Source organism: Rhodoferax sp. GW821-FHT09E07, assembly GCF_059416145.1.
In genome coordinates, this window is the sequence record NZ_JBWKOP010000001.1 from 168,233 (window position 1) to 180,737 (window position 12,505).

7 protein-coding genes are annotated in these 12,505 nt (G+C 58.1%); 1 reads left to right on the plus strand and 6 read right to left on the minus strand.

Annotated elements, in window-relative coordinates; translation table 11 throughout:
- Positions 1–44 precede the first annotated feature (44 nt).
- On the plus strand, positions 45–548 hold the full coding sequence (locus AC07OE_RS00870) for an FxDxF family PEP-CTERM protein (RefSeq protein WP_495068676.1): 504 nt from the start codon (positions 45–47) through the stop codon (positions 546–548).
- An 86-nt stretch (positions 549–634) separates the two neighbouring features.
- Here the strand turns inward: AC07OE_RS00870 and AC07OE_RS00875 are convergent, their stop codons facing one another.
- From AC07OE_RS00875 to garL, 6 genes are all read right to left on the minus strand, one after another.
- Entirely contained in the window at positions 635–7,267 is a 6,633-nt protein-coding gene (locus AC07OE_RS00875) for an SPM autocatalytic domain-containing protein (RefSeq protein ID WP_495068677.1), read from the minus strand.
- Positions 7,268–7,610: 343 nt separating this feature from the next.
- On the minus strand, positions 7,611–8,495 hold the full coding sequence (locus tag AC07OE_RS00880; RefSeq protein ID WP_495068678.1) for a hypothetical protein: 885 nt from the start codon (positions 8,493–8,495) through the stop codon (positions 7,611–7,613).
- A gap of 651 nt (positions 8,496–9,146) precedes the next feature.
- On the minus strand, positions 9,147–9,773 hold the full coding sequence (locus AC07OE_RS00885) for a LysE family translocator (protein WP_479599413.1): 627 nt from the start codon (positions 9,771–9,773) through the stop codon (positions 9,147–9,149).
- A 35-nt stretch (positions 9,774–9,808) separates the two neighbouring features.
- Entirely contained in the window at positions 9,809–10,786 is a 978-nt protein-coding gene (locus AC07OE_RS00890; protein WP_495068679.1) for a TRAP transporter substrate-binding protein, read from the minus strand.
- 4 nt (positions 10,787–10,790) lie between these two features.
- Entirely contained in the window at positions 10,791–11,678 is an 888-nt protein-coding gene (locus AC07OE_RS00895) for a 2-hydroxy-3-oxopropionate reductase (RefSeq protein ID WP_495068680.1), read from the minus strand.
- A 24-nt stretch (positions 11,679–11,702) separates the two neighbouring features.
- Entirely contained in the window at positions 11,703–12,485 is a 783-nt protein-coding gene (gene garL, locus AC07OE_RS00900) for a 2-dehydro-3-deoxyglucarate aldolase (protein WP_495068681.1), read from the minus strand.
- Positions 12,486–12,505 lie beyond the last annotated feature (20 nt).

Sequence of the window (12,505 nt, forward strand, 5' to 3'; positions counted from 1 at the left end):
CCTATTCTGGGTATGCGCCGAGTTCACATACCAAGGGGATTACCATGATGCTTAAAAAAGCACTTATTGCCAGTGTTGTCGCTGTGGCGATGTCTACCGGAGTCGCACAAGCGACCACTGTGGATGCAGGAACGATTGGAAGCTACACCAACACGTTTTCGCATTCAGTTGGCTCGTTTGAAGACACCATTAATTTCAGCATTGCTGGCCCTTCCGTATTGACCGGGGCTGCCAACAATCTTGTGTTGTTAAGTTTCTACAACATTGCCGGCCTGACCGTGAATGTTTGGAACAACAGCCACCCCAACGGGACTGTGAATTTCGGCTCGTTTGTTGGTAACAACAGCGAATACACGTTCAATTTGCCAAGTGCTGGCAGCTATCACGTGGACATCGCGGGCACCGCAACTGGCTCCGCTGGCGGTTTGTACGGCGTTGCACTGAAGGTTGCCCCCGTGCCAGAACCCGAAACCTACGCCATGCTGTTGGCCGGTCTGGGTCTGATGGGTGGCATTGCCCGCCGCCGCAAGCAAGCCGCAGCTGCGTAATCTTCACGCACTCAGCAAAAAGGCTTGTCGAAAGACAAGCCTTTTTTCATTTAAGGTAGTACCTCGGCGCCCAGAGGTTGGGTGGTTCAACCGGTGGCGTGCAGAGTCAGTAGTTCTTCGTGGACCAGCGTCGGTTCTACGGGCTGCACTGGTACAAAACCCAAAGGCTCAGCATCGTGATGCTGCGATGTATTTGCCATTTGGTTAAAAAATAGTGCCATGCGTGCCAAGTCGGCTTCCGCGGCTTGTGTGTGCACACCTGATTGATAGGCAAGCATCGCGTCGGCGGCTACACCAGTACTTCCATCTGTGCGGGTGAAGGTGGTGTCCCCCATCACGGCGACATCTGCACTTGCCCCTCCGCCAGCGGATGCTCCGCTGTGCATCTGTGCATTGGACTGCAAATTGATGGTGGCGATGTTCAGTGCATCCAACGTCAGATATTCACCGTCTTGGGTCTGCCCATCAGCATTCCTGTCTTGCCACACGCCAAACCGGGACCATTGCGCATCACCCGCGTCCAACAGGCCGTTGTGGTTGGTATCAAAGGCCTTTAAACCTTCCAAATCGGTTTGTGCGCCAGCTACGTATTGCTTGAATGCAAACTCATCTGCACTGCCAATGCGGTGGTCGCCGTTCAAGTCGATGCCCAGCACCCCGCTGCCGGGGGCAGCCCATGCCACTTTGTCTGCAACTCCATCCATGTCCATATCGAAACGTACTTTGGAGTAGTGGGTGTCGATGTATGACGGCGTAGAGCCATCCAGCGATAAAACTACCGGGCCTACATATCCTGAATACTCCATATAGCTCGAGACACCGCTGCTCATGCTGTAGTTCAAGTGCCAAATATTGGTCAAACCACGGTTGTCCGTGACATGCCAAGTGCTTTGGAAATCCGTAAACCCGTAGCCCCGTTGCACGTCCAAATTCATATAGGTGTTGTTGTAGGAGAAAGCGTTTACCCCTACCATGTTCTGCCAAGCATAGTTGGGATAAGTGATGTTTCCGCCAGAACCCTCTGGCCTGGAGTAATCAATACGCAGCACACTCAAGCTTTGCAGTGCCAGGCTTGCGAAGGCCGTGTCACCATCGTCCGATATTCCAAAACTGACATCCGCCATGTCAAGGCGGTAGCCTGAGTTGTAGCCGGTGCCATAGAAACTGGCGCCGTACAGGTTTACCGATGCATACAGGTTTGGTGGCTGCTTCACGTCCACAAAGGCTGTTGCCCAGGTTTGTCCACCGTTTCCATCGTCTGCAAGATAGTCGAACGATGCAGTTCCGGTGAAACCAGGAGTCGGCACAAACTCCACCTGTCCGTTGACGATGGAAACCACACCTTGCGAAGGATTGCCAACATTCACCAAATTCAACGTATCGTTTTCCACATCAGAGTCATTGCCAAGAAGTTGCGCAAACCCAATCGTCATAGTGCTGTTGACATAGGTTTGAAACTGGTCATCCACGGCCAGCGGCGCATCATTTACAGCGGCGACTGGCATCACCACCTGCACTGCGGGTGACAACAGGCCTGCTGCGTCCATGGTCATGTACTCAAACTCTGCATTGCCGTTGAAGTTCAGACCCGGAGTGAACACTACATTGCCATTTGCATCCAGAAGCACTGTGCCATTTACTGCATTGCCTACCCAGCCAATGCTCAGCGCGCAGGCAGCATCGTCTACATCTCCATCATTAGCCAGCAGCAGAGCCTTGTCGATCGAGAAGTTTGCGTCCTCGCTGGCACCACCCACCATTTCACCCTGCGCATAGGGCGCATCGTTCACGTTTTGAACCAGTAAAGTCGCAGTGGCAATGCTGGAGAGCCCGTACTGATCGGTAACCGTATAGCTAAAGCTGGCCGTACCAAAGAAATCTGGGCCAGGCAGAAACACCACTTCGGTCACCGTTTGCCCGGCACCGTTCACACTGGTTTGCAAACTCACTTGCCCGTGGCTCGGGTTGCTCACTGCACTAATGTGCAATGGCGCAGTGCCCAACTGTGCGCTTGCATTGATAGTGCTGTCGTTGGCCAATAGCAAATCAGTACCAATGCGTAGCACGGTGTCTTCGGTACCCGCGAGCACTTCGCCCGCCACTTTCGGCAAGTCAAGCCGCATCTCTTCGTTTGCAAATACCGTTGAGGCATGGGTGGAGTCATTCTCAGGAGAACCTGTGTTGCTGCCGGTGATCAGGGTGGGAGCACCGTTGTTCACCAATGTGGCTCGTATTTCCCGCAATCCGCTGTAAGCAGACACATCCAAGCCCGTGCGTTGCAATGCATCGGTATCCGCCAACACGCCTGCAGGGGCTGGTGCAGCTACCACGTGCCTTGGCTCATCCTGCCAGCTCCCTTGAGTCTGGTATGCCGGTGTAGTGATCCGTGGCCTTGATGAGTTCGTGTCAGACGATTCGAGACTTCGTGTATCTGGTCCGGTGAAACGTGCATGCGCGTCCAGCCCTTGGTCGTCTAAAAACACCTCGTGCGTCCGCTTGACATCTGTTGTCGCAAACGCGGTCGTTTGAACCGCACCCAATCCCACCATTGCCAGCGCACCCAAGCCCGTTCCAAGGCCTCCGGCTAGTGCACCTTCTTGCGCGCTGCGGACTATTTGGTCCGCCAGGTGGCCTGCGCGCCCTTGCTCAAGAGTCGTGACGGTGGGGACAAACACCACGCGCCGTTCTGACAACACCTTATCTTGGCCGTCCGATCGTTTCACTGCACCCAAGCTCAATACTCCGGTAGCACTGGTCTGCGTGGGCGCACCGGCTACGTTGGTCCCGCCGTGGCGGTGTTGCTCCTGTTCGGATGTTCCTTCCCAGTCGCCAGTAGTCAGTGCATCATGCTCAAACGTGGCTTCGCGCACGGCACCCCAGCGCGTCACGCCCCCTTGATCGACGATCTGCACCTGCCCCTGGTAGCCCTCGTGCTCCAACATCTGCCCTGCATTGAGGACGTGCAGCTTTCCATCTGGATCAGCTTCTTGCACCTGGGTGTAGCGCACCCCTTCGGTGTCCGATTGCAACGTGGTCGCGCTCAGCGCATCACGGCGGCCATCCGCATATGTCACTTCGCCTGTTTTGAAGTTGATGCTGGTGATGTGCAAGCTCGCCAAGTCCGCCTGTTCGCCGGCATCCAGCTGCGCGTCCTGGTTCAGGTCCACCCACAGCTTGATGGCGGCAAACGCCGGGTCGCTCTTGTCCAGTACACCATCGCCGTTCGCATCCAGCCATTCCACGTTGTTGCGCTGCAAGTGCGCGTTGGCGCTGGCCTGGGTTGCGTCGTTTGCCAGGTTGCCCGCCTGCCCCGCGTTGCCACCCAGATTCAAAATGTCGCGTGTTTCGATCTGGCCGTTGCCGTTGTAGTCCAGCACCAGCAGCCCTTGCACGTTCCCATGGGCATCGGTAGCGCTCACCCATTGGGTTTTCTCGTAGAAGCCGTCGTTTTCCGTGTCACGATATAACGCACTGGTGGCCACGCGCTGTTCGGTTTGCTGGTCTTGCAGCTGTTGAAGAGCTTGAACGCTGGCTTGCACTGCATCGGACTGCACGGCACTGGCGCCAAGATGCACGACGAGTGCACCAAAACTCTGTGTCTTGAAATCCGCGCTCTCCGTGGCATTGCCCTCCAGCGCGTACGCCTGGTTGCCGTGGTACGCATGGCCTCCGGCGCCTGCGCCCAGCTCCGCGGCGATTTCACCTTGCCCGGCACCCCGGGCCAGCAGTTGCTGCATATGGCCCAGCTGCGTCTGCACTTGCCACGCAGGGGCAATGCCACCGTTCTCTGTAAGGACGTCGAACAGACGCTGGGCCAAGTTCTCGCCCTGGATCATCTCGCGGTAGCGACCGCCGTCTGGGGTGGTCATCTCTATCCACGCGCCGCCACTCTGCGAGAAGCCCACACGCGGCAACAGGTAGGGGTTGATGGCCACATCGTCGCTAGTGTCAAGCGTCTGGTCGTTGATGCTTTGGACGATGGATTGCAGAAGGCCCTGCACGCTTTGCGCGGTCCGCTGCGCCATCTCGCCGCCGTGGCTTTGGTTGAAGTCCACGAGGATCTGGATGTTGCCACTGGCATCCCACTCAAAATGCGCGACTCCTTCGGGCTGTGGCGGCTTGTCGCCAAACAGGCCTGCTTCGTCCAGCAGACTGCCAATCATGCCGCCCAGTGCACTGCCCAGCGGCCCAAAGTACATGCCCACCAGGGAGCCAATGCTTTGCCCCGGGTGGTGCTCAAAATCATTGAGCGCCGCGGCAATGCCCAAGTACGGCACACCGGTGCTGCCCAAGGCACTGTTAAGCGCACCGTCGATGGCCTGATCGCTCAGCCCGTTGATACTGGACAGCGTACCCAGCAGGTTGCCGTTCTCAAGGCTCCGTGCCAGGCTGACATAGCTGGAGAAGGTGTTTAAGCCACCCAGGTTGCCCAGGCCACCGTCACTGAGGGTGTTGATGCTGTTGGCCAACCCCAGCAGACTGCTGAAGTGGCCTAGGTCATTCATCTGGTCCCAGTGCTGCAAACCGTCCAGGCCCTGGATGAGGTTGAGTGCGGCGTTGGTCTGGCTGAGCTGGTAGTCCGTGTGGGACATGACGTGGCCCGCACCGGTGACATGCACATCGACCGGGGTGGTGGAGCCATCGGCGTAGATGGCGCTGCCTTGCAAGCGCAGCGCGCCGTTGGTGGAGATGCTGACCTCGCCCACGATGTCGCCATCGGCATTAGCCAGCAGGGCGCCGCCACCGGGCAGGGTGTGCAGGCTTAAAGTAATGCCGTCCACCGCACCCAGGCCCAAGTGGCCGAGCTGGGTGGCCAGCGCGTACTGTTGGGCCGGACTCAAGGAGGCACCGGGGCCGTTCATGTAGGCCTGCAAGTTCTGCGGGGTGTCGGGATTTGCTATGGTTTGTGTAGCTGCTGGCGCGCGTACTGCGGGGGCTAGGGGCAGATTTGATGCTGAAATTCCGGCACTGCTACCACTACCACCGCCGCCACCTGCATCACTGACCACACCACCGTTGCCTGCGTCGGCGTATTGCACGCCTCCCGGAATGGTGGCTGTGGGTTTCAGGCCCAAGTTAGCCAAGAGTGCGTCCGACTGCTCTGACGTGAGGTCTGGTTTGAGTTTGGTAGTGGGGGTACTGCCGGTTTGGTGGACGGCGTTTTGGTTGGCAATACAGGCGGCGGCCTCCGCCTCGCCATTGCTTTGGTTGGGCTGGTAATCGTTGTCGGCGCTGGGGGCGGGTTGCAGGTGCGCATTGTGGGCATCAGTTTGTGCTTGCCAGTCTTTGAGGCTGAGCACGGTTTTCCCGCTCTGATTGTCTATCCAGCCAGTGCCAGCACTGAAGTGTGCCAGCACCATAGTGGTGGTGCCATCGGTATTGGGCACAGCAATGCTGCGTTCTTCGCCGTTTTCAATCAAGGCTGACTGGTGCGGCAGATTCTGCGCAATCACCGTGCCGACTTGTTGACCTTTGGCGTTGTAAGTGGTGAGCTGGCGGATGTCAGCGGGGCTGCCGTCCGCGTTGGCCCAGCCCGCAGCAGGTCGGTCGACGATCAAATTGTCGTCTATATCAATGCTCAAACTTGAACCCGCGCCGGCGTGAATGATCTGGCCGTTGGGCAGAGTAGCTGTGCTGCCGTCTGCGCTGATTTTCGTGGCGCTGGGTGTGGTGGGTTGGAGGAGTGTCGCGGCGGGGCTTGAGCTAGAAGACTGTGTGCTGAACGCGGCAGTGAAGCCGCCAGTGTTGCCTGTGGATTGGATGGGGGCATCTTCAACCCATTTTTGTACATTGACACCTGTTTGGCTTCCGTTGGCGTCAGTCAGTGGGATACCGGTGTCTTCCCAGTGGCCTTCTGGGCCAGTGGATGCATTCCTAGTGGGGCCAGAGCCAAGGTTCCCATTGATGGCATCCACTTTTCCTGCATATGCATCGGCCTCTGCCAAGCCTCTTTTGCTAGTGCCAAAAGCCGCTTGAGCTGTAGCATCATCTCCTTCTTTAAAGGCTTTGACAAAATCAGGGTGATTTTTAAGCCAGTTCGGACTCTGATAAGTACCACCAGCGACAGCTGCAAATTCACCATTGGCGAGTTGGTTGTAGGTAGTGGGCCCACCCAAACCTGCGATCAACTTGGGCGTTGTGTCCGCCACGATGAATGCACCTGTCAGACGATCCGCCTGCAACGGGCTCACGGAAAACTCGTTCGCTGCCGGGTTCTTGCCGTCACCGAACCGTGCCTTCGCGGAATCCATGTCGCCTGATCGCAAATCCTGTGCCGCCTGTTTCAGAGTATCCCAAGGCAACTCATCGGATTTGCTCTCGGGCAAACCTGCAATTCGAAGAAGGCCTTTGACCTCTTCCTCGCTGCGCACGGCCCAACCCTTGCTGCCATTGACGACAAGCGCCAAGCCATTTCCTACCGTGGGCACACCACCGCTGTCGGTGTAAATGCCAGGCCGGTAACCTTCCATAGCTCCTTCGGTTTTGAGCAAGTTGACTGCAGCTGCCACACGCGGGGAGCCGATGCCCGTGCCCGGCCCGCCAGTAAGATCCAACTCGGCGACGTAGGTTTCTGCTTTGGGGCGGAGGATGAGGGTTGGGGCTTTCCAGTAAGGTGCATCTGCGCCAATTTTTATATCGTCCTTGAGTCCTGTGTCGGTGCTTTGCGCACCCAGAGCGACACCGGTACTCTTACTGCCATCCCATGCAGTTAGCACCATGACGTGATTGTCATTTTTAGCTGCGCGCGGGTAGTACACCGTGTCGCCTGGCCGGGCATCCTTGGCATCTACTATTTCATAGTACTTGGCGGCTTCAGGAGAAATAGTTCCATTTTTGATCAAACTGCCAGTATTTAAATAAGGTACGTTGTAGCCAGCATGCAAATTGGATTGATAGACCAAATAGGTGCAATCCGCCTGGTTGCCTTGAAAAGCGTTGGGGTTGTTGGCACCGCCGTGATTTTTGCCGTAGACCCAGGTTCTGCTGCCGAAGAATGTGCTGCGTGCTGATTGAACAATATCGCCCATGTTGGCCTCCCTGTTTTTGTTGATGCTAGACCGGTTAACGCTGCGACGAAGCTGGTTTGAAGTCTTTGGGGACTACGCTCCACGCCGGGCGGCTGAGTTGTTTAAGAGTGGCTTTATCTTTTTCCATCTGCGCACACCGATCAGCACTGTATTGGGGGCCGCTTTTAGGTTGACTACAAGAAAACAGATTTGTCTGGTCAATTTGACGCCGCCATTCACTTCTGCGGAATTGGATTAAGTTGGGCACTTTGCTCTGATCAACTACCCAGTGTCTGGCGCTGTCTTTGAATAGAGGCAGTGCTGTAAAAATGAGGGGTTGTCTGGGAATTGCGGTTGCAGTGGCACTTGGCGGTCTAATCAAAACTCTCTCAAAAGCATCCCAGTATTTTTGAGTAGATAGTTGACTACCTTTCCAAACCGTCGGAAGCTCCCCGGGGCCAAATACTGCAATATCAAACAAGAGAACATAAAAAACGGAGTCTTCTTGGACACATAAATTTGAAAACCGGAGGGCAATATATTGCAACCAATCTACCGGGGCGGCTTTATCCTCGAAGCGCAACGTGTAACCTTTGCTCCAATACTCTGCCGTGCCCAATGGATTCCCTCCGCGCCGCGCATCAGCATCCAAGGCCATAAATCCTTGAACCGTTTTCTTGATCTGCGCCTGTTCCTTGATGCTAAGAATCTGGCTGTGCTTCGCGTCCGCCAACTCACTGCCCGGCGGACAGAATGTCCCGAGTTGCGCAGGATTCAGCACGGGTCCTTTGGCCCAAGCAAGCCCGGTGCTCATGCCCAACACCACAAGGAACGCCAGATAACTCCGACGACAAAAGATGCTCTGCAAGGCCCCCCACGGCAAACCGCTACAGCGTTGCAATTTGGGGGGCGTGTCTTCGATCATGGTGTCGTTCTTCATTCAAAATCGTTTGAACATACGGTTTGGCATTTGCATGTCATCACAGTTGAGAGTTCCTCTTATCGCAAAGTGAGTGGTGATTGGGGCGAGCCTTGATTTCATGGAGTCGATGCGGTAGATGTCGTCAGGCACCAGCATGCCCAACAGTGCGACGAGCAAACACAATGCCAAACTGATTTGTGCAGTGCGGACTTGATATCTGTGCGGTGGTGTGTTGTGGTGTGGTGAAAGATTGAAAACAGTTTTTAAACGACAGGATCCATGTAGGCACAAAGGTCTATTGTTTTACAGACGCATGTGTGATGCGGCGGAAATCTACCTTGCGATGGTTTATTCGTATATCCCCCAAACGGGTGAATTTGTAGATTCAAGAAAAAAGTGCCTCTGATCCCTGCCGGGTATTCGAAGGTAGCTATCAAATGCATAGCAGATCTGGACTGCCCCCCTGCTGCACGTTGTTGCGCAGCAAGGCGGCATTGGCTGGGTTGCCCTCTTGCCCCACATTGCCGTGCAGGTTCAAGATGTCGCACGTCTCTATCTGGGTCAGTTGCACTCACCCGCTGGGTCTTCTCGAAATAGCCGTCGTTCGCGTATAAGGTATGCACGCTTGGCTCGATTTGTGGTGGGCCTTCTCTCAGCCAAGTAGCACATTTAGCGCTGCGCCGTCGCCAACCGCAGCGCCAAACCCACAAACACTACGCTGGCCACGCGGTTCAAGATGCGTTGCGCGCGCAGGGAGCGCTTGAACACCTGCCCGAAGCCTGCGGCGAACCAGGCGATGGTGCTGAAGGTCAATAGTGCGGCCAGGATGAACACGCCGCCCAGCATGCTGATCTGCAGCGCCATGTTGCCTTGTTGCGGGTCGGCAAACTGCGGCAAGAAGGCGAGGAAGAAAATCGCCACCTTGGGGTTGGTGATGTTCATGAGCACGCCGCGGCCATAGGTCTGCGCCGCAGTCATCGGGGGTGAGGTGTCGCTGTCCATGATGCCCACGGGCGCACGCCAAGCGCCCCAGGCCAGCCACAGCAAGTAGCCGGCTCCGCAGAGTTTGAGCACGGTGAACGCTGTGGCCGATGCCGCAAACACGGCCGCCAGGCCCAGCGCCACGGCCGCCGTGTGAAACAGCAGGCCGCTGCACAGGCCCAGCACGACCAACAGGCCAGCGCGTCGGCCGTGTACCGCTGAGTGCAGCAGCACAAACACGTTGTCGGGGCCGGGTGACAACGCCAGCAGCACCGAGGCGCCGAAGAAGGTGAGGAAGGTGTTCAGGGTAGGCATGGGCTACATCCTACCGGGTCCGGGGCGGAGCGGCTTCAGTTGCCGATGATGGCGAGCAGCTCTTCGCGGGTGCTGGGGTCGTCCATGTATTTGCGGTACAGCGGGGCCATGCGCCGCACCATGGGTGCCGCGTCCTTGACGCGGACAAACTGCACCCCCTGCTTGGTAGCCATGTCAATGGCCGAGGCCACGCGCTTGTTCCAAAGCTCCCGCATATAGGTGGCCGACTGCGCGCCGGCTGCGCGAAAGGCTTCCTTGTCCTCCGCGCCCAGACTGGCCCACAGCTTGCTGGATACCACCAGGGCCTCGGGCGATACCACGTGGTTGGTCACATAGACCGACTTAGCCACCTTGTAGTGGCCGGTGGATTCAAACGACGGCATGTTGTTCTCGGCACAGTCCACACTGCCTTGCTGTAGCGCGCCCAGCACGTCCTTGAAAGGCAGGGCCACGGGGGTCGCGTCCAGCAGTTTCACCATCTCGATATACACCTCGGACTGCTGCACGCGGATGCGGGCACCGGCCAGGTCTTTAAAGCCGCCAATGCTGCGGTTGGCGCAGTAGAACGAACGACCACCACCGTCGTACCAGCCCAGCACCACAAAGCCTGCGGTTTGTAGCTTGGCGGCAAAACGCTCGCCCAGCTTGCCGTCCAGGTGTTTGAACATGTGGGCCGAGTCGGTGAACAGAAACGGCAGGTTCAATGCTTTCAAGCCCGGCACCGCATCCGACAGTGGCCCCGAGCTGAATTCGGCAATGTCCACCTCGCCCGACTTGAGCATTTGCACCGCCTTGGGCTGATCACCCAGTGTGGCGTTGGAAAACACCTCAATCTGGTAGCGCCCTTTGGTGGACTTGGCCACCTCGTCAGCAAAGCTCTGCAGGGCTTGCGTGACCGGGTAGCCATCGGGATGGATGTTCCAGGCGCGCAACTTGGTCTGCGCTGCAGTGCTGCCGCAGGCGAACGCCAACAGTCCAGCCAGGGCCCAAGCCCCAGGGTTGCGGGGTGGCATGGCGTCAGGCCTGCGCGACTTCGTGGGCGCCCATGATTTCCAGGGCACGCACCAGGGCCGAGTGGTCCAGCTGGTCCATGCCGTTGGCAGCGCACACTTGCATGAGCTGGGCTGCGCCCGCCGTTTGCGGCAGCGATAGGCCCAGAGACTTGGCACCGCTGAGCGCCAGCGCCAGATCCTTCTGGTGCAGGTTGATACGAAAGCCGGGGTTGAACGTGCGTTTGACCATGCGTTCGCCATGCACTTCGAGAATGCGCGATGCAGCGAAGCCGCCCATCAGCGCCTGGCGTACCTTGGCGGGGTCTGCGCCGGCCTTGCTCGCAAACAGCAGGGCCTCGCCAACAGCCGCAATGTTCAGCGCCACGATGATCTGGTTGGCCACCTTGCAGGTCTGGCCATCGCCATTGCCGCCCACCAGCGTGATGTTCTTGCCCATCAGCTGCAACAGCGGCAGTACGGCGTTGAAGGTGGCCTCTTCGGCGCCCACCATGATGGTAAGGCTGGCGGCCTTGGCGCCCACTTCACCACCCGACACGGGCGCATCCACATACTGGCAGCCCAGCGCGTTGATCCTGGCCGCGAAGGCTTTGGTCTCCATGGGCGAGATGGAGCTCATGTCCACCACGGTCTTGCCCTTGCTCAGGCCGGCCGCCACACCGTTCTCACCAAACAGCACAGCCTCCACGTCAGGCGTGTCGGGCAGCATCAGGAAGATGATGTCGGCCTTCTGCGCGACTTCCTGCGCGTTGGCGCAGGCTTTACCACCGGCGTCCAGCAGCTGTGCGGGCACAGCGCTGCGGGTGTTCAGGTAGACGGTGTGGCCTGCGGCCAGCAGGTGGCCGGCCATGGGGGCACCCATGATGCCCAGGCCGATGAATCCGAGTGTGGTCATAGTCGTGTGGTGAAGAGAAAGAAGTTAAGCGGCGTAGCGGTCCTTGAGGGCCTGCGTGGCCGAGCGGAACACGCCTAGGTCGCTGCCCACGGCCACAAAGGTGGCGCCCATGTCCATATAGCGGCGCGCATCGGCCTCAACGGGCGCCAGGATGCCTGTGGGCTTACCGTGGGCCTTGGCCTGGGCAAACACGTGGGCAATCGCCTCTTGTACTTCGGGGTGGGCCGCATTGCCCAAATGGCCAAAGCCTGCAGCCAGATCGGAGGGGCCCACAAACACGCAATCCACACCCGGCAGCGCCGCTATCTCGCCGCTAGCGGCTACGCCGGCGCGGCTTTCAATCTGCACGGCCACACACATGTGCTGGTTTGCTTCCTGGAAGTAGTTGGGCACCGTGCCATAGCGGTTGCTGCGCTGGGACACCGACACACCGCGTATGCCCTCAGGCGGATAGCGCGTTGCGGCCACTGCGCGGCGTGCTTCGTCTGCGCTCTGCACAAAGGGAATCAGGAAGTTATAGAACCCCGCGTCCAGCAGGCGCTTGATTTCCACCTCGTTGTTGCTGGTGGGGCGCACAAAGGGCGCGCTCACACTGTCCTTGAGCGCCATGAGTTGGGGCACAAAGGTGATCACGTCGTTGGGCGAGTGTTCGCCGTCCATCAGGATCCAGTCGAATCCAGCCACGCCCAGCACCTCGGCGGTGATGGGGCTGGCCAGAGACGACCAGCAGCCGATGAGGCGCTTGCCGGCCAACAGGTCTTTTTTGAACTGGTTGGGGAAAGGACGGTAGGGGGTGGGATAGGTCATGGGAATGCCTTTGAGAAATC

Excerpts from the sequence above, each read along its gene's own strand:
- AC07OE_RS00870 (WP_495068676.1), top strand. The coding sequence starts at position 45 with ATGATGCTTAAAAAAGCACTTATTGCCAGTGTTGTCGCTGTGGCGATG.
- AC07OE_RS00875 (WP_495068677.1), bottom strand. The coding sequence starts at position 7,267 with ATGGTGCTAACTGCATGGGATGGCAGTAAGAGTACCGGTGTCGCTCTG.
- AC07OE_RS00880 (WP_495068678.1), bottom strand. The coding sequence starts at position 8,495 with ATGAAGAACGACACCATGATCGAAGACACGCCCCCCAAATTGCAACGC.
- AC07OE_RS00885 (WP_479599413.1), bottom strand. The coding sequence starts at position 9,773 with ATGCCTACCCTGAACACCTTCCTCACCTTCTTCGGCGCCTCGGTGCTG.
- AC07OE_RS00890 (WP_495068679.1), bottom strand. The coding sequence starts at position 10,786 with ATGCCACCCCGCAACCCTGGGGCTTGGGCCCTGGCTGGACTGTTGGCG.
- AC07OE_RS00895 (WP_495068680.1), bottom strand. The coding sequence starts at position 11,678 with ATGACCACACTCGGATTCATCGGCCTGGGCATCATGGGTGCCCCCATG.
- garL (WP_495068681.1), bottom strand. The coding sequence starts at position 12,485 with ATGACCTATCCCACCCCCTACCGTCCTTTCCCCAACCAGTTCAAAAAA.